The organism is Burkholderia sp. Ed8 (genome assembly GCF_040761425.1).
Taxonomy (GTDB): domain Bacteria; phylum Pseudomonadota; class Gammaproteobacteria; order Burkholderiales; family Burkholderiaceae; genus Burkholderia; species Burkholderia seminalis.
This window is the reverse complement of the sequence record NZ_CP142886.1, coordinates 2,768,287-2,786,159: the sequence shown is the minus strand read 5'-3', so window position 1 is coordinate 2,786,159 and position 17,873 is coordinate 2,768,287. Positions and strand designations below refer to the sequence as shown.

The window sequence follows — 17,873 nt, the reverse complement described above, 5'->3', positions numbered from 1 at the left end:
TGCGGTCAGAAGCCGAGCCAGTGACGAACCGGCGCGATCGCCTGTGCGCCGATCAGCATGCCGCCCAGGCCGACCAACGCGATCAGCGGCGGTGCCGGCGAGCGCACCTTGATCACGCTGTATACGACGCCGATCAGCACGCCGGCGCCCAACGAAAGTAGATAAGATTCCATAACGATTTTTCTCCCGGCCGGATTAGAATCACCTGCATCGCGCGTTCCGCCTTCGCGGCACATCGCATCCGTTTCGCTTCCCTGCCATTCATTCCGACCATGCAACACCTTCCTGATCTCGAAGCCTGGGCCATCTTCGCGCGCGTCGCGGAGACCGGCTCGTTCGCGAAAGCCGCCGACCTGCTCGGCGTGTCGCAGCCGACCGTGTCGAAGGCGATCGCGCGCCTCGAAAAGCGCCTCGGCGCGATGCTGCTGTACCGCACGTCGCGCAAGCTGTCGCTCACGCCGACCGGCGAACTGCTGCGCGACCGCGCGATCCGCCTGCTTGCCGACGCCGAGCTGATCGAGAACGAAGCGTCCGCGCAGGCGCTCGAACCGCACGGCCTCGTTCGCGTGAATGCGCCGATGTCGTTCGGGCTGCGCCACCTGTCGCCGGTGCTGCCCGCATTTCTCGAGCGCTATCCGCGCGTCGACATCGACCTCGTGCTCACCGATCACATCGTCGACATCGTGTCCGGCGGCTTCGACGTCGCCATCCGCATCGCCGAGCTCAACGATTCGTCGCTGCGCTCGCGCCGCCTCTGCGCGGTGCGCCGGCCGCTCGTCGCGGCGCCGGCCTACCTCGACCGGCGCGGCCGCCCCGCGCACCCGCGCGACATCGACCAGCACGTGTGCCTCACCTACACGAACCTGCCGACACCCGAGCACTGGCGCTTCCGTCACCCGGCCTCGGGCGAGGAAGTCGGCGTGTCCGTGCACGGACGCATCCGCACCAACAACGCGGACGTGATCCTTCCCGCGCTCGTCGCGGGTCACGGCCTGGCGCTGCAGCCCGAGTTCCTCGTGTGGGAGGCGATGCAGCGCGGCGAACTCGAGGAAGTGATGAGCGACTGGAAGATCGCCGACATCAACGTGAACCTCGTCACGCCGCCCGGCATGCTGCGCGCCGCGCGCGTGACGGTACTGCTCGACTTCCTCGCGGAACACTTCTCGCACGCGCCGTGGGCATTGCCGGCGGCCTGAATGCGTGGCGGCCGATGACAGGCGATCGCCGCATTCCCCGCGGCGATCGCATCCGGCAGCCCGTTACTTCGACGGCACCGGCGCGAGCGACTCGTGCGGCGTCGCGGTGCGCTGTGCGGCCTTGTGGACCATCGTGTAGGCGTAGTCGACCCCCATCCCGTACGCGCCCGAGTGCTCCTTCACGAGCGCCATCACCGCGTCGTACGTCTCGCGGCGCGCCCAGTCGCGCTGCCACTCGAGCACGACCTGCTGCCACGTGACGGGCACGACACCGGCCTGCACCATCCGCTGCATCGCGAAGTCGTGCGCGGCCTGCGACGTGCCGCCCGACGCGTCGGCCACCATGTAGATCTCGTAGTCGCCTTCGAGCATCGCGCACAGCGCGAACGTCGTATTGCAGACCTCGGTCCACAGGCCCGAGACGATCACCTTCTTGCGGCCGTTCGCGGCCAGCGCATCGCGTACCTTCTGGTCGTCCCACGAGTTCATCGACGTGCGTTCGAGCGTCTTCTGGTTCGGGAACACGTCGAGCAGTTCGGGATAGCTGTAGCCCGAGAAGCTGTCGCTTTCGACCGTCGTGATCGTGGTCGGAATGTCAAAGACCTTCGCGGCCTTCGCGAGCCCGACGACGTTGTTCTTCAGCGTCTGGCGATCGATCGACTGCACGCCGAACGCCATCTGCGGCTGCTGGTCGATGAAGATCAGCTGGCTGTTCTGCGGTGTCAGTACTTCGAGTTTCGGATTGCTCATGGCGCAAGGTGTCCTGTGAACGAAAAAAGGGAGGCCTGCCTCGGCCGTGAAAACGGGAGGAGCCGGAGATGCGTCGGTGCCGGATCGTCATCCGGCCCGAACATTTAATCCGCAAACGCGCGGCGCGAACACCCAAGAAATGGAATCGGTCCGATTCCGCAATCGATGCCCGATCCGGGCGACCCGCCCTTTTTTTCTTCATGTAAACCCGATACGCTTTCAAGACCTTGACGACGCGCGCCGCGCCTTCGTCGGCCATCACGGAATGCCCACCATGAAACCGTATTTCCTGTCACTGCTCGCCGGCATCCTCGCCGGCGTCATCTACGGCGCACTCGGCGTGAACTCGCCGGCGCCGCCGATCATCGCGCTCACCGGCCTGCTCGGCATGCTGGCCGGCGAACAGATCCTGCCGGTCGCGCGCCGGATGCTGTCCGGCCATCGGCTGAACACCGCATGGCGCGACGCACAGTGCAGCCAGCACATGTTCGGCGCGCTGCCGGGCGGCACGACGAACGACCGCAAGCCGTCGTGACGACTCCCTTCCCTGCCGGCCGCGCATGACCAACGTCGAACTGTTCCATTACCTGCTGTTGTTGATCTGCGGTGCGGGCGCGCTCACGTGGCTCGCCGAGCGCATCTCGATTCCACCGGCCGTCGTGCTGCTGCTCGGCGGCTGCGCGATCGCGATCGCCGGTAAGCGCGTGCCCGACATGGACCCGGCGCTGCTGCTCGCGGCCGTCCTGCCGCCGCTGCTGATGTCGAGCGGGTTCTACACCGCGTGGAAGGAGTTCCGGGAGCAACTCGCATCGATCGCGTCGCTCGCGCTCGGCGCGGTGGCGTTCACGACCGTCGCGGTCGCACTCGCCGTGCATGCCGCGAACCCCGATCTGCCCTGGGCCGCGTGCTTCACGCTCGGCGCGATCGTGTCGCCGCCGGACGCGGTCGCCGCGAAGGCGATCCTGCAGCGCCACCCGCTGCCCGCGCGGCTCGTCGCGGTGCTCGAGGGCGAAAGCCTCGTCAACGACGCGTCGGGCCTGCTGCTGTACCAGATGGCCGTCTCGGCCGCGCTCGCCGTGTCGATCACGGCCGCGAGCGCCACCGGCCTGTTCTTCTCGCTCACGCTGATCGGCATCGCGGTCGGCCTCGCCTGCGGCCATGCGATGTGCTGGGTGCTGCCGCGCCTGCGCGATCCGATGCTCGGCATCGTCGTGACCTTCGCGATGGCGTGGGGCAGCTATGGCGTCGCGGAAGCCGTCGACGGCTCGGGCGTGCTGTCGGTCGTCACCTGCGGCCTGGTGCTCGGCGTGCGCCAGCACCGCGTGTTCGACGCCGACATGCGGATCAAGGCAAAGGCGACGTGGGAAGCGATCGTGTTCGTGCTCGACGCGCTCGTGTTCATTCTGATCGGTCTCGCGCTGCACGCGATCCTCGCGCGCGTGAACCACGAAGGCGCGGTGCTGATGGCCGGCCTGCGCGTCGCGCTGCCCGCCACCGCCGCCGCGATCGGCGCGCGCGTCGTGTGGGTATTCGCCGCGATGTGGCTGCCGGGCCGCCTGCGCGCGCCGCGCGCCGGGCATGCGCCGTGGTCGTGGCGCGAGGCCGTCGTGCTCGGCTGGTCGGGCATGCGCGGCGTCGTGAGTCTCGCGGCCGCGGTCGCGCTGCCGGCCAACTTCCCCGGCCGCGACCTGATCCTGTTCAGCACGTTCCTGCTGATCATCGCGACGCTCGTCGTGCAAGGCGGCACGCTTGCGCCGCTGATCCGCGTGCTGAAGCTGCGCCCGGCCGCGCGCCGCACGATGTCCGAGCATGCGGTGCGCGCGCATACCTTCGGCGCGGCGCTCGCCGAGCTCGACGCACGCGAGCAGCGCGGGTCGGATCTCGAGCGTCCGTCGCTCGACCGCCTGCTCGCCGAATACCGCAACCGCGTCACGTTCAACGAACGCGCGCACCGGCAAGGCGCCGAGCCCGCCGGCGTGCGCACGCGCATGCTGCGCGTGGAGCTCGAACTCGTCGGCGTGTCGCGCGGCGCGCTGCTCGACCTGCACCGCGACGGCAAGGTCGACGACGCGGTGCTGCACCGCATAGAATCGGAGCTCGATTTCGAGGAACTGCGGCTGCAGCGGCTGCTCGAACCGTAACGCCCGGCCGGCCACGCCGCCGGCCCGCCCCCTTTCCCCACCTGGAACTGCAATGAGCGAACTGTCCGTCGAAGCGAGCATCGGCTCGGTCGATTACCTCGTCCACTTCAGCGATGGCGTCCATCAGTGGCGTGCCGACGAACCGGCTGCGCTCGGCGGCGGCGACGCGGCGCCGACACCCGTCGCGCTGCTGTTGTCGAGCCTCGGCGCGTGCACCGCGATCACGCTGAAGATGTACGCGCAACGCAAGGGCTGGCCGCTCGCCGAAGTGCACGTGAAGCTCGCGCACGAATCGGGCGGCGCGGGCAGCACGATCGTGCGCCGCATCACGCTCGACGGCGACCTGACCGACGAGCAGCGCGACCGCCTGCTGCAGATCGCGAACGCGTGCCCGGTCCACAAGATCCTCACGCACCCGATCACGATCGACACGGCGATCGCCTGATCGCCTGTCGCACCGACCACGAGCCTCCCCCACCATGTCCGCCTCGATCAAGACCCTGCTCACGCCGCGCGAAAGCGACATCGGCAACCTCGTCGTGCGCCGCGTGCTGCCCGCGCGCGCCGCGCGCCTCGTCGGCCCGTTCATCTTCTTCGACGAAATGGGCCCGGCCGTGCTGCCGGCCGGCCGCGGCATCGACGTACTGCCGCATCCGCACATCGGGCTCGCGACGGTCACCTACCTGTTCGACGGCTCGCTGATGCATCACGACAGCCTCGGCTTCCGGCAAAAGATCGTGCCGGGCGACGTGAACTGGATGACGGCCGGTCGCGGCATCGTGCATTCGGAACGCTCGCCCGACGAGGATCGGCCGCGCGAGCAGCCGGTCCACGGGATCCAGACCTGGGTCGCGCTGCCGGTCGAACATGAAGACACCGCGCCCGCGTTCGTGCACCACGCGGCCGACACGCTGCCGTCGTTCACGCGCGACGGCGCGAACGTGCGCGTGATCGCGGGCACCGCGTTCGGGCTGGCGTCGCCGGTCGCCGTATTCTCGCCGACGCTTTATGCGTACGCGGAATTCACGCCGGGCGGCCGGCTCGCGCTCGATGCGGAGCATGACGAGCGCGGCGTCTATCTCGTCGACGGCGATCTCACTGTCGACGGCACGCCGCTCGCCGCGGCGACGATGGCCGTGCTCGAACCGGGCGCGACCGTCGCGCTCGCGAGCGCGAACGGCGCGCGCGTGATGCTGCTCGGCGGTGCGCACCTGCCGGGCGAGCGTTTCATCGAATGGAATTTCGTCTCGAGCGCGCGCGCGAAGATCGATGCGGCCCGCGCGGCATGGGCCGATCAAACCTTCGGCAAGGTGCCGGGCGAGGAACACGAATGGACGCGCCAGCCGGCGCGCAAGGCGCAATAGGCAGGATCGGCAGGACCGCCTGAGAGGAAGCGACGGCCGGCACCCACGCCGGCCGTCTTGCGTTTCACGGCTTCAATCCCATCAGCTTCGCCAGCGTCGGCCAGCGATCGAGCGATTCGACGAACGCGCGCCGCGCCTGCTCGTCGACATACCGTTCGGGATCGAGCGCGGGCAGGTGCCGCGACAGACCGATCACGTCGTTGGGTTGCGACAGGCGATCGTCGTCGCCGTCGCCGGGAAGGATTAGTGTTCGTCGATCCATACGCCGTCCGGAGTTTTCACCGCGTAACCCGCGGCCGTCTGCATCGTCACCGTGCCCTCGTTTTCGCCGACCATGCGCGTGCGCGGCAGGTCCGCCGCGTATTGCGCGAGCGTCGTGCCCGGCTTGAACGGGCTGTTCGACACCAGGTTCGACAGCAACTGCGCGAGCGCGAGGAAGCTGGTCGGCTGGTCGATCACGGTCGTTGCCCCATGGTTGCCGGCGAAACCGACGAGCCGCACGCCGACCGGGCCGTGCACGATGCGCGGCGTCGGGATTTCGCGCAGGCCTGCAATCTGATTCTCGTCGCCGCGCAGCGCGGCGCCGTGCTCGGGCACGAACACGATCACCGCGCGGCGGCCCGATTGCGCGATCAGGTCGGCGAGCCGGTCGAAGTCGGTCATCAGCTTCGTCGCGCGCTGCGGATACGAGTCGATGCTCGTCAGCGCGCTGCCGACGACACGGTTGCCGTCATGCAGGCTGATCGTGTTGTAGTACAGCGCGACGGGCCCCGGCACCGACGCGCGCTGCGCGTACCAGTTCGCGAGCGTCGAATAGTCCTCCTTGATCGGCGAGCCGTCGAACGCGTGCATCGCGACGGGCGCGGCCGCGTTCGAGATCATCGGCGCATCGGCCACGCCGATGTTGTCGTGAATCACCTGCAGGAAGTTGTCGAAATGGCCGTCGTGGTTCAGCAGCGACTGCACCGAGTAGCCGGCGCGCGCCAGTTGCGAGAACAGGTAGCACTGCTGCGGCGCGGGCTTGTACAGGTCCGCGTGCGCCTCCTGCCCGCAGCTCGCGCGCAGCACGCGGATCGCCGCCGGGCCGCTGTAGCTCGCGGCCGTGCTGAAGTTCGTGAACAGGTAGTCGAAGTGGCTCAGCATCGGATGGTTGCGCACCTTCGCCGCATCGAGATCGTCCCACGACAGCGAGCAGATGTGCAGCACGATCACGTCGAACTGCGTGGCCGGATCCTGGCCGAGATGGCCGAACGCCACCTGCCGCTGCGACTCCTGGGCGCGGAACGTCGCCAGCGCCGCGTTGTGATCCTCGGGCTGGTCGGCGCGCGTGGCGCCCGTCGCGTTCGCCTGCTGCGGGGCCGGCGCGACGACGCGCGCCATCAGCCCGCTGCCGGCCTGCCACAGCGGCATCGCGATCAGCACGGCCAGCACGAACGTCGCGACGCGCAGCCAGCGGTTCACGATGAAATAGACGATCAGCGCGCCGGCGACCGTCAGCACCAGCAACGGCGGCAGCAGGCGCGGCAGCAGTTCCATCCAGTAGTCGAAACGGAACGTGCTCACTTCGCGCGCGGCATCGACGAGGCGCGCGAGCGGCGGCGCGTGCATCTCGCGCGCGAGCAGCGGCACCGCGATCGCGATCGCCGCGATCTGCCGCACGATGCGCCACGCGCGCCGCCGGATCGGCGCGCTCGCCGCGAGCGCCACCGCGAACGCGAGGTTCGCGAGCCAGAACGGCTGCAGGTGCCCGGTCGCGAACAGCGCGAACTTCAGGATGAAATACAGATTCCAGAACGTCATCTAAACCACTCCATGATGGGCGCCGCGTCAGTCGCGCGCCCGATCGAGTTTCGGCGCCAGCATCGCCTGCACGCCGCGCGCCGCGCCCTTCCACATCCGCACGTAGCCGTCCAGCCCGATCCGCAGCACTTCCTTCAGCCCGCCGAGCGGCGTGTCGAGGCGCTCGCCTTCATGCCAGTCGAGCCACGCATCGGCGCGGCCGAACGTGCACTGCACGAGCTGGCGCTCCTGTTCGAGCGTCAGTGCCTCGAAGCTCACGCCGACATGCGTCGGCGTCACGCGGGTCACGCGCACCGGGAACGGAAACGCCCGATCGCCGCGCGTCACGCACACCGTCAGCGTGTCGCCGACGGCGAGCGGCAGCCCCGGCACGGCTTCGAGGCCGAGGCCGCCGGTCGAGTAGTCGCTCGTGAAGCACGCGGCCGTCGACCCGTCGGCCAGCAGCAGCATGGCTGGCACGCGCATCGCGATCCGGTGCGTGACGCGCACCTGCTTGGTCTCGCGCGCGACGGCCAGCGCGGCGCCGAGCATCGCGAGGTTGTACACGGTCCAGCCGAGCGTGATCAGGATCGTCGACGCCTCGTCGCCCTGGTCGGCCGCCAGCCGCCACAGGCCGGCCAGGATCGCGAGCACGTTCAGCCCGAACAGCACCAGATACGGCTTCGACGTCGACCAGTCGACGTAGCCCTCGTCGATCTTGCCGCCCTTGTCGGTCACGTTGAACTTGCCGTGCTTCGGGCTGAAGAACGCGACGGTGGTCGGCAGCGCGATGTACCACGCGAGCACCGATTCGTAGACCTCGGCCCAGAACGAATGGCGGAAACGCCCCTGCATCCGCGAGTTCGCGACGTTCGCGAGCACGAGGTACGGGATCACGTAGCTCGCGAGCGCGAGCGACGACGCGTTGATGAAGTACAGGTGGAAGAACAGGTACGCGAGCGGGATCGTCAGGAACACCAGCCGCGGAATCCCGTAGAAGAAGTGCAGCATCGCGTTGCCGTAGCAGATCCGCTGGATCAGGCCGAGCCCGCGCCCGAGGAACGGGTTGTCGATGCGGAAGATCTGCGCCATCCCGCGTGCCCAGCGCGTGCGCTGCTTCACGTGGCCCGCGAGGCTTTCGGTCGCGAGGCCGGCCGCCTGCACGGTGGGCAGGTACGCCGACGTGTAGCCGCGGCGGTGCAGCTTGAGCGCCGTGTGCGCATCCTCGGTCACGGTCTCGACCGCGACGCCGCCGACCTCCTCCAGCGCGCTGCGCTTGAGCACCGCGCACGAGCCGCAGAAGAACGTCGCGTTCCACAGGTCGTTGCCCGACTGCACGAGCCCGTAGAACAGGTTGCCCTCGTTCGGGATCTCGCGGAACGTGCCGAGGTTGCGCTCGAACGGATCGGGCGAGAAGAAATGGTGCGGCGTCTGCACGAGCGCGCACTTTGGGTCGCGCAGGAACACGCCCATCGTCGTCTGCAGGAACGAGCGCGTCGGCACGTGATCGCAATCGAAGATCGCGATGTATTCGCCGTGCGTCTTCGGCAGCGCGCGGTTGATGTTGCCGGCCTTCGCGTGACGGTTGTCGTCGCGCGTCAGGTAGTCGATGCCGGCCTCGGCCGCGAACGCCGCGAACTCGGGGCGCCGGCCGTCGTCGAGCAGGTACACGCGCAGCTTCGCCGTCGGCCAGTCGATGCTCTGCGCGGCGAACACGGTCGGCTTCACGACCGACAGCGGCTCGTTGTAGGTCGGGATATAGACGTCGACGGTCGGCCAGGTGTCGGGGTCGTCGGGCAGCGGCACGATCGGCCGGTCGAGCGGCCACGCGGTCTGCACGAAGCCGAGCAGCAGGATCATCCACGTATAGGCTTCGGCGCCGTACAGCAGGTAGCCGGCGACGGCCTCGACCGGGCTGCGGAAGTCGAGCGTCTGCGTCGTGCGCCACCACACGTAGCGCACCGTCGCGAGCAGCGCGAGCGATGCGAGCGCGAGCGTCGGCAGATGGCCGGGCAGACGGCGCAGCATGAGCGCCAGCACCGCGACGATCGCGAAGAAGGCGAACTGCGCGCCGGGCATCAGCGGCGACATCCCGGCCGCGGCCCACAGCACCGCGCCGGCCACCAGCAGCAGCGGCGCGAGCCAGCCGCGCCGGCCGACGCCGTTCGCGCGCGCATCGAGCCAGCCGCCCCAGCGTGCCCACGGCAGACGATCGAGCAGCGCGTTGATGCGCCGGCCGACCGCGCGGACGGCCACGTAAGCGGGCACGACGGTCTTGTCGAACCATGCGAGCGGATCGCGCGCGGGCCGGCCGTCGACCGCGCGCGGCGCACGCACGATCGCGCGCCACAGCCATTCGCGCGGGCTCAACGGCTGCAGCACGCCCCAGTCGTGCGCGAGCCGCAGGAACGCGATGCGCACCCAGCGGCGCACGTGATCGGGCCGGCCCGGCGGCGGTGCGTGGAAAAACAGCCGCACGAGCCAGTCGACCAGCGTGCGCTCGGCCGGCAGGCCGATGCCGCGCGCGCACCAGTCGGCCACACGGCGGCCGAGCGTGCGCAACCGCGGCGCGCGCGCGGGCTTCATCGCGCCGCTCCGGTGCGGCCCGCGGCAACGGCCGTCAGCCACGCATGGACCCAGTTCGCGACGCCGTTCAGGTCGTGCGACGCCTGCGAATACGGCGCGTCGTCGAAAATCCAGCTGCCGCGCGCGAGCGCCTCGGGCACGGCCGCGTCGACGTGGATCCGCTGTTCGAGCATCGACGCCGGCCCGGCGACCGCGCGCAGCATCGCGAGCGCGTCGCGCTGCATGTCGCGTGCCGGATTCAGCCGATTCACGACGATCTGCAGCTCACCGGCGCCGGCCCGCAGCGCACCGAGCCGCGCGGCCGTCGTCGCGCAAGCGGCCGGCTCCGGCGGCACGACGACGAGCGTCAGGTCCGCGCGGCGAATCGCCTGCTCGGCCTGCGGCGACGGATAGCGCGCGGTGTCGACCAGCACCACGCCGTCGGCCGGCAGCGCGATCTCGTCCAGTGCGCGCGACAGCCATGCGGGATCCGCCGCGAGCCGCGCATCGCATGCGGCTGCGTCGACCGCATCGACTTGCCCGTACGGCACGAACAGCACGCCGTCAGCATTGCGCCACGTGTGCGCGTGCCACGGTTCGGCGCCGCCGAGCACGCTTTGCGCGAGGCCGTGTTCGGCCAGCGTGTCGAGGCCGAGCGTCGCGCCCATCAGGTTCTGCGCATCGAATTCGACGGCGACGACCGGCCGGCCGCGGCGCGCGAGCAGCACCGCAAGTGCGGCGGCAAGCGTCGTGCGGCCCGCGCCGCCGGTCGTCGACGTAATGGCGATCGTCTTCATCGGGCCGCCTTGTCGCCGCCCTCGGCGCCGGGCAGCAACCGGCCGCGCAGCGCGACCGGCACGAGCTCGCACGGCACGGCGTCGCGCCGGTCGATTCCGCGCGGCGCCTGAAAGCCGCGGCCGACGCCGAGGTGCTGCGCAATGATCCACACCGGCACCGCGATCACGATGCCGACGATGAAACCGATGACGAGTACGGCAATCATGCGCGCTCCTGCTTGCGCAGCGGCATCGCGCTGCGGGTAGCGCCGCGCGCACGCGCGGCGGGAATGACGGGATGCGGCGCCGGTGCGTCGACGGCATCGGGCACCGGCGGCGCGCCGATCGCCTCGAGCGCGACGATCGCATCGATTGCATCGATCGCCTCGCTCGCCTCGGCGGGCGTCTCGCCGGGACCGGCATCCGCGGGCGGCGCACTCGCGCTGCCGGCCGGTTGCGTTGCCGCGAACAGGTCGCTGTAGTCGGCGATCGGCGCGCGCCGGTTCTCGGCTTTCAGCGCATCGAGCTCGGTGTCGATGCTGCCCTTTCCGAGGCATACGACGCGATCGGACAGCGTGTCGACCGGCACGTCGAAGATCCGCGCGAGCGCATCGTCGGCGTCGGCCGGTTCGCACGCGAACAGGAACACGAACAGATGCCCGGGATCGGCCGTCACGACGTCGCCCGCCCGGCGCGGGCGGCAGTGCCGCAACGCATCGACGTGCGACACGCCCGGCAGCAGCGTGATCTTCGCGAGCGTGTGCGGGAGCGCGAGCACGGCGCCGCGATCGAGCACCGCGCGAATGCGCAGGCAGAACGCGCCGACCGGCAGATAGCCGAGCACCGAATCGCCGAGCGCGGCCGCGAGCGCCGCGCGATAGTCGGGTGCGACCGGCCGCGCGTAGAGCTGGCCGCGCAGCGCGTGCACGGCCGCCTGCATCCGCGAGACCGGCAAGTCGCGCGCGACCACGCGGTTCGCGCCGACGCTCAGCACGAGCATCTCGAACTGCTGGCGCAGCACTTCGCCGCGCTCGACGACCGCGATCTTCAGCGCGCCGCCGCATTGCCGGCGCAATGCATGCACGTCCGCGCACAACGCCTCGAGCTGCGCATGCGAGCGGAACGCGAGCACCGCGGTCGCGGCTTGGGCACGGGCGCAGGCCGCGACGACGGCCGCGTTGTCTTCGACGATTTCCCAGTCGGCGGGCAGGCGATTCGTGCCGTCGAGCACCGCGCGGCTGACGATGACACGGTCCTCGTCGCTCGCGAGCTTCATCCGGTATGCCGGTTCGGTCGCGCCGCCGTCGATGCTCGCGGACAACCTGCCGCCGGGCGCGAAGCGCAGCGGCCGCACTTCACCGGCCGCGAGCGTGTCGCCCACGCGCCAGAAATCGACGATCCACAGCAGCTCGCCATGCGTGCGCTGCAACTGCGCGACGCCCGAGCAGATACCGTGGAAGCCGCTGCGCGGCGTGCGGTCCGCATCGCGCACGAGCGGCGCATCGTCGGTGCGCGCGTCGTCGCCCGCCCGCGCGGCCTCCGGGTCGAGCAGCAGCACGAGCGCGAGGCGGTGCGTACGGCACCAGTCGGCCAGTGCGCGGGCTTCATCCGCGAGCGCGACCGGATCGTCCCAGCTGAACCAGCGCTGGGCGCCTTCCACGAAATACAGCGAACGCGCGCGAAAACCGTAGCGCCGCATCGCGCGCAGGCCACCGGTCAGCCGCGCGAACGGGCCCGGCGCCGCGCGGCGCGGCGCGCCGGTGCCGAGACCGTCGTCGGCCGCCTCGACCGCCGGCGGCATCGCCAGCACGTTCAGGTTGCGCGGCCAGCCGGCCGGCTGCACGCCGCCCGCGAAGCCGAGCGATGCCATCTGGTCGGCCACGCGGGCCGCGTCGCGCGCGAGCACGACCGTCACATCGCGCGTGCGTGCCTGCCGCGCGCTTTCCCAGACAAGCGCATCGCACGCCGGCGTGCCGCCGGCCGCGTAGATCGCGTACAGGCCCCCCGCCTCCAGTTGCGTCCATGCATCGGGCAGGCCGTCGATCGCAAGCCGGCTCAGCGTGCCGACGCGGCCGCCGGCCGGCCCCATGCGCAGCAGCGCGCGCAGGTGGCCCAGCAGACCGGCAACGCCGGGCGCGGGACGGGTGGCATCGATTTCCGTATTCACGACGTTCCCCTAGTAATCCGAATAAAGCCGCACCGGCGTCGGCGTGACGAGCCAGCTGCGCTGCGCGCGCGCATCGAACGCATAGCGCAGGTACACGAGCGCCGAGCTCGGCGCGTAGTCGTGCGACCGGTCGACATGCAGTTGCGCGCCGACACTCAGGTGCGGGTTCACGCGGTACTCGGCGATGCCGTTGAAGCCGTACGAGAACGACACGCCGCGCGTCGAGCTGCCCGCGTACACGAACCCGGCCGCGACCTGCGCGGCCCGCTGACCCGAGAACGTCGGGTAGTACAGCGAATCCTTCTCGAAGCTGTTCGAGATCCCGCCCGTGAAGGTCAGGTCCCACGACAGCGCGTCGTACCGCCCCGCCCATTCGATCGGCACGCCGAGCGACAGGTAGCGTTGCGGGCTGTAGTAGCCGCCCTGCCCGTACGTGTAGTAGCGCAGGTTCTGCGCGTAGTGCCACGCATTGCCGACGAGGCCGGTGCTGACCTTCATCGTCGCGCGTTCGTACACGGGCACCGTGAAGCCGGTGCGCAGCGTGACTTCCGCGTTGCGTTCGACGTTGCGGCCGGACAGCACGCCCGCGCCGAGTTCCGCGAACAGGTTCGTGCGGCCGACGTCGACCGACGCGCGCAGGTTCACGCCATCGCGGCGCACGCCGCCCCAGACCGCGCCCGTCCATGGGTCGCGCATCCCCGCATACGACAGCACGCTGCTCGTTTCCGGCCGCCGCGACGCATTCACGCTGAAGCTTGCCGGGCCCGCGTCGAAGCGGTAGCGCACGCCGCCGACGAGGTAGTGCACGGGGAAGCCGAGCGGCGACGTGCCGAGGTCGAAGCGCCATGCGTCCGACAGATAACCGGCGCCGAGCGCGACGCCCGTCGTCGACTGGTGCAGCGAACCCGGCGGATTCGCGAGCAGCGCGGCGGCCGACGGATTCGTCTGGAACGGCGGCGGCAGTCCGCCCGGGGCCTTGAGCGCCGCGTAGGTGCCGAACGTCTTCAGCGCATACGCATCCGGGTCGCTCGTATCGAGCGTGCCCGGGTCGAGATGCACGGTATCGATCTGCGCGAACACGTGCCCGTCGTAGCGGACCGGCATCTGCAGATAGATCGGCACCTGCTGGGCGCGATACGACGAGACGCCTTCGTCGCCCGACTTGTACGCGGGCGTCCAGCCGGTCTCGATTTCGGGATTGCGCCGCTGTTCGAGCTCCGCGAACGCGGCCCGCGCGGGCGTCAGGCCGTCGCGGCCCGGGCTCACGCCCGTCGCGCGTTCCTGCGACTGCGACAGCCGGTACAGCGACGCCGCGTCGTCGTAGCGGCCCTGCGCCTCGGCCACGCGCCCGGCCGCGACCGTCACGTCGGCGCGCGCCGGATACGCGGCGTGCAGCCGGTCCGTCACCTGCGCGGCTTCGTCCGGGCGGCGCAGCGCGTTCAGGCGGCGCACGGCCGACAGTTGCGTGTCGACGTCGTCGTCCGGCGTACGCGCGAGCACGGCCTGGACGCGCGCCAGCGCGGCGGCCCGGTTGCCGCTGTCCTCGTCGATCCGTGCGAGCGCGAGCTGCGTATCGGCGTCGTCCGGCGTGCGCGCGACGACCGGCGCGAGCGCGTCGCGCGCGGCGCCGTAATGGCCCTGCGCGCGTTCGAGATCGGCCAGCTCGAGCGCGTGACGCTTGTCCGCTCGGCCGGCCGGACTCGCACGATCGAGCAGCGTGCGCGCCCGTGCATAGTCCTGCCGCGCGATCGCTTCGTCGGTCTGCCGCAGCACGAGCCGCAGCGACTGGTCCTCGATCCGCGCGGTCTGCGCCGGGGTCAGCGACGCTTCGCGCCGCAACGTGTCGAGCCACGCCGCGAGCGCGTCGTCACGCCCCGCGCTGCCGAGCAGATCGCCGTAACGCAGCCGCACGTCGGCATCGGCTTCGCGCGGATGCGCGACGATCCAGTCGTGCAGCAGCGCGAGGCCGCGTTCGGGTTCGCCCGCGTCGATCCACTGCGCGCCGATCGCGGCGAGCATGTCGGGATCGTCCGGCGCGCTCGCCTGCGCGTGCGCGAGCGACGCGGCGAACGCCGCGCGGTCGCCGCGCGCGAGCGTACCGCGTGCGTCGGCCAGCGCATGTTCGGCATCGAGCTTGCGCGCGAGCGCGCGCATCCCGTCCGAACGGTGCGCGTCGTCGACCGGGGCCAGCGCGGCCTGCGCGCCCGCGACATCGTCGAGCGAATTGCGGTACAACGCGATCGCGTAGCGCATCTCCGGCGTATCGCCCTGCGCGAGCCCGTCGTCCATCACCGTGCGGCCGAGCTGCGGCAACCCCATGTCGCGATAGAGGCGCGCGAGCGCGAAGCGCGTCCACGGCGCGTCGGGCGCCGCACGCACGGCCGCCTCGTAGCGTTGCGCGGCCGGGCCGCGTTCGCCCTTGTCGGCCAATGCGCGCGCCTGGTTCGCGAGCAGGTCGGCCCGCAGGCCGTCGAGCGCGCGGCGATCGTCGCGGCCCGTCACGCGACCTTGCAGCGCGTCGAGCAGCGGGCCGACCCGGTCCGCGCGGCCGGTGTTTTCATAGAGCGTGGCCGTGCCGCGCACGGCCGACAGCGCCGGCGAACGTGCCGCCAGCAATTCACGCAGCAACGGCTCCGCGTGCGCCCAGTCGCGCTGCGCGAGCAACGCATCGGCAAGCTGCAGCTTCGCGTCCGGACTGCCCGGCTGCATCGCGAGCGCCGCCCGCGCCGCGCGTTCGGCCTCCTGCGGGCGCCCCGCGTTGGCCGCTTCGCGGCCTTGCGCGAGCAGCCCCCAGAACTGCGCGGTGCGTGCGAGGCCTTGCCATTTCCCGCGTTGATCGGTCGCGCGCGCCGCGGCCTGCGTGAACAGCGCGCGCGCTTCGTCGTGCCGCCCTTCGCGCAGGCGCAACAGGCCGAGGCCGCCGAGCGCGTCCGCGTCGTCCGCTCGCGCACGCGCCGCCCGCGACAGCAGCGGATCGGCCGCGGCCAGGTCGCCGCGCGCGAGCGCCTGCAGCCCGCGCTGCTGCGCGATGTAGTCGGGGTCGCGTTCGAGTCGGCGCTGCGCGTCGCGCTGCCGGTCGAGACCGGCAGCACGGTCGCGGAATTCGGTGTCGTCCGGCGTGAGCGCGAGATACGCATGCAGCGCGTCGAGATACGCGGGATCGTCGCCGGCCGACTGCAGCACGCGGCGCCACAGCGACATCGCCTCGGTATGGTCGGCGTCGTCCCGCTTCGCGAGTGACCAGGCGATCCGGTTGGCCTCCGCGCGCGTATCGGCATGCTGGTTCAGCAACCGCGCCAGCGCCATGGCCGCGCTGGTGTCCTGCGGATCGGCCGCGACCCTGCGGCGCAGCGCGGCAAGCGCCGACTCGCGGCCACCCGGCGCATTCGCGCGGATCTCGTAATACTCGGCGCCAAGCGCACCCGACGGCGCGCCGTTCGGAAACAGCGCGACGATCCGCCGCGCGGCTTCGTCGGCGCGGCCGCTGCGCGCGAGCAGGCGAATCTGCGCCATCTCGCCGCGCCCGCTCGTCGCGACACGGTATTCGTCGGCCACGCGCCGCGTGGCGGGCGCATTCGGCGACTGCGCCTGCAGGCGCGCCAGCGACGCCTGCGCGCCTTTCGCGTCGCCGAGCCGCAGCAGCACGCGGACCTGTTCGGCCAGCAGCTCGGGATCGCCCGGCGCGATCAGCAGCCCCTTGCGCAGCGCATCGCGCGCGAGATCGTCGCGATGCTTGACGCCCCACATCCGCGCGGTGTCGAGTTGACGCTGCGCGTCGGCCGACGCGGCAGTCGCCGGCGCCGCGGGGTTCGCCATCGCCGTGCCGGATGCGGCGCCCGGCGCCGCCGCGCACATCGACGACGCGAGCCACGCGAATCCCGCGACGTGCGGCGCGGCGCGTTTCAGCGGGCGGCGCACGAGCGGCCTCCCCAGCGGGTGTCGAGCGTGCCGTCCGCGCCGAACCGGTAGCGGCCGTCGCGCCAGCCGAGGCCGAACAGCGTCAGCACGCTCGTGTAATAGCCGGGCGCCGACTGCCGCGCGAGCGTATCGACGCGGGCCGCCTGCGCATCGGCAAGCGCGTGCTGGCCGCGCGCATCGAGGAACGGCACGGCCGCCGCCGAAAACCCGCCGTTGCCGTCGTTCGGCCCCGCGACGCCCGTCGTCGTATCGACCTTCTCCGGCGGTGCGCCATGCGCGGCGATATGGTCGGCGAACGGCGCGAAGCGTGCGAGCAGCGGCGCGGCGAGCGGATCGGCACGGTCGAGCATGCCGGCCCACAAATACACGCGGATCGCGTTGTACGCGCTCTCCGCGTGCGTCTGCGGATCGGGGCCGAAGCCCGTGCCCGCGCGATACAGCGCCCAGTCCGGCGAGAAACCCTTCGGTGCCGTGTCGAGCAGCACGCGCCCGGTGCTGGATGCCAGTGCGGCCCAGCGCCGGTCGTCGGGCAGGCGCGCGCCGAGCGCGCGGATCACCTGCGGCGGCGAATAACTCGGATTCACGCGGAACTGGCCGTTGGCGAGCTTGAACCCGGTCGACCCGGGCAGCAGCGTGAGGCCGAGGCCCGGCACGGTCGCCGTCTCGTCGTCGAGCACGCGCTTCGCGAGCAGCGCGCCGCGTGCCGTATAGCTGCGCTCGTGCCACAGCCGGCCGGCCTCGACGAGCGCGTACGCGATCCACAGATCGGCGTCCGACGCCGCGTTGGCGTCGAGCACGCGCCACGCGCCGTCGGGCGCGCGGCCCCACAGCCACGCGGGCAGATGCGCGCTCAGGTCGCCCTGCGCGAGGTTGTTCTCGGTCCACGCGAGGATCGTGTCGAACGTGCGCCGGTCGTTCGCGACCAGCGCGAAGAAAAGTCCATAGGCCTGCCCCTCCGACACCGTGCGCGAATCGGCCGAGCCGACGTCGATCACGCGGCCGTCGGCCGAGATGAAATCGCGCTTGAACGCATCCCAGCGCGGCCACGCCGCACTGCATCCCGCGCTGGCCGCATCGGTCGCGCCGCCCCCGGCCGCGTGCGCCCGCGCGGCCAGGCCGGCCGCCGCGCACGTCACCGCAACCGCCAGCGCGAGTGTCGCGCCGACACGCCGCGCCGGCCGCGCTGCCCGTCGCTTCGTCATTGCCCGCGCCATCCG

The 17,873-nt window shown here is 71.2% G+C and carries 15 protein-coding genes; 5 read left to right on the top strand and 10 right to left on the bottom strand.

Features of this window, described 5'->3' with window-relative positions; genetic code table 11:
• Positions 1 to 5 precede the first annotated feature (5 nt).
• A complete protein-coding gene (locus VXM69_RS26715; RefSeq protein WP_059557006.1) occupies positions 6 to 173 on the bottom strand; it encodes a DUF1427 family protein in 168 nt (55 codons plus the stop codon).
• A 99-nt stretch (positions 174 to 272) separates the two neighbouring features.
• Here VXM69_RS26715 and VXM69_RS26710 point away from each other — a divergent pair, with 99 nt between their 5' ends.
• A complete protein-coding gene (locus VXM69_RS26710) occupies positions 273 to 1,196 on the top strand; it encodes a LysR family transcriptional regulator (protein ID WP_034186743.1) in 924 nt (307 codons plus the stop codon).
• A 63-nt stretch (positions 1,197 to 1,259) separates the two neighbouring features.
• On the opposite strand, the gene VXM69_RS26705 is transcribed toward VXM69_RS26710, so the two are convergent.
• Entirely contained in the window at positions 1,260 to 1,946 is a 687-nt protein-coding gene (locus tag VXM69_RS26705) for a hydrolase (protein WP_367189514.1), read from the bottom strand.
• Between the two features lie 274 nt (positions 1,947 to 2,220).
• Here VXM69_RS26705 and VXM69_RS26700 point away from each other — a divergent pair, with 274 nt between their 5' ends.
• The 4 genes from VXM69_RS26700 to VXM69_RS26685 are packed head-to-tail and all read left to right on the top strand — an operon-like array spanning position 2,221 to position 5,451.
• Complete coding sequence (locus VXM69_RS26700) at positions 2,221 to 2,481, top strand: XapX domain-containing protein (RefSeq protein ID WP_034186741.1); 261 nt, start codon at positions 2,221 to 2,223, stop codon at positions 2,479 to 2,481.
• A 25-nt stretch (positions 2,482 to 2,506) separates the two neighbouring features.
• Positions 2,507 to 4,087 carry a sodium:proton antiporter gene (locus tag VXM69_RS26695; RefSeq protein WP_034186740.1) on the top strand — a complete coding sequence of 527 codons (1,581 nt, stop codon included), beginning with the start codon at positions 2,507 to 2,509 and terminating at the stop codon, positions 4,085 to 4,087.
• Between the two features lie 52 nt (positions 4,088 to 4,139).
• Complete coding sequence (locus VXM69_RS26690; protein WP_034186739.1) at positions 4,140 to 4,532, top strand: OsmC family protein; 393 nt, start codon at positions 4,140 to 4,142, stop codon at positions 4,530 to 4,532.
• Between the two features lie 34 nt (positions 4,533 to 4,566).
• Entirely contained in the window at positions 4,567 to 5,451 is an 885-nt protein-coding gene (locus tag VXM69_RS26685) for a pirin family protein (protein ID WP_034186738.1), read from the top strand.
• Between the two features lie 64 nt (positions 5,452 to 5,515).
• On the opposite strand, the gene VXM69_RS26680 is transcribed toward VXM69_RS26685, so the two are convergent.
• Genes VXM69_RS26680 through bcsZ form a run of 8 tightly spaced genes read right to left on the bottom strand, consistent with a single transcriptional unit; the run spans position 5,516 to position 17,870 of the window.
• Complete coding sequence (locus VXM69_RS26680; protein WP_034186737.1) at positions 5,516 to 5,713, bottom strand: hypothetical protein; 198 nt, start codon at positions 5,711 to 5,713, stop codon at positions 5,516 to 5,518.
• Positions 5,695 to 7,251 carry a cellulose biosynthesis protein BcsG gene (bcsG, locus tag VXM69_RS26675; RefSeq protein ID WP_049031656.1) on the bottom strand — a complete coding sequence of 519 codons (1,557 nt, stop codon included), beginning with the start codon at positions 7,249 to 7,251 and terminating at the stop codon, positions 5,695 to 5,697. Before bcsG ends, VXM69_RS26680 begins: the two co-directional genes overlap by 19 nt.
• 27 nt (positions 7,252 to 7,278) lie before the next feature.
• The gene (gene bcsA / locus VXM69_RS26670) at positions 7,279 to 9,816 is read right to left on the bottom strand and encodes a UDP-forming cellulose synthase catalytic subunit (RefSeq protein WP_301740707.1); all 2,538 of its coding nucleotides are present in this window, start codon (positions 9,814 to 9,816) and stop codon (positions 7,279 to 7,281) included.
• Positions 9,813 to 10,592: a cellulose biosynthesis protein BcsQ gene (gene bcsQ / locus VXM69_RS26665; RefSeq protein WP_059557009.1), complete on the bottom strand. Its 780-nt coding sequence runs from the start codon at positions 10,590 to 10,592 to the stop codon at positions 9,813 to 9,815. The genes bcsA and bcsQ overlap by 4 nt, the downstream gene beginning before the upstream one ends.
• Positions 10,589 to 10,798 carry a hypothetical protein gene (locus VXM69_RS26660; RefSeq protein WP_034186734.1) on the bottom strand — a complete coding sequence of 70 codons (210 nt, stop codon included), beginning with the start codon at positions 10,796 to 10,798 and terminating at the stop codon, positions 10,589 to 10,591. Before VXM69_RS26660 ends, bcsQ begins: the two co-directional genes overlap by 4 nt.
• Positions 10,795 to 12,738, bottom strand: coding sequence for a cellulose biosynthesis protein BcsE (gene bcsE / locus VXM69_RS26655; RefSeq protein WP_059557010.1), 1,944 nt, complete (start codon positions 12,736 to 12,738; stop codon positions 10,795 to 10,797). Before bcsE ends, VXM69_RS26660 begins: the two co-directional genes overlap by 4 nt.
• A gap of 9 nt (positions 12,739 to 12,747) precedes the next feature.
• On the bottom strand, positions 12,748 to 16,656 hold the full coding sequence (locus VXM69_RS26650; protein WP_226227155.1) for a cellulose synthase subunit BcsC-related outer membrane protein: 3,909 nt from the start codon (positions 16,654 to 16,656) through the stop codon (positions 12,748 to 12,750).
• Positions 16,641 to 17,870 carry a cellulose synthase complex periplasmic endoglucanase BcsZ gene (gene bcsZ / locus VXM69_RS26645; protein ID WP_034186731.1) on the bottom strand — a complete coding sequence of 410 codons (1,230 nt, stop codon included), beginning with the start codon at positions 17,868 to 17,870 and terminating at the stop codon, positions 16,641 to 16,643. The genes VXM69_RS26650 and bcsZ overlap by 16 nt, the downstream gene beginning before the upstream one ends.
• Positions 17,871 to 17,873 lie beyond the last annotated feature (3 nt).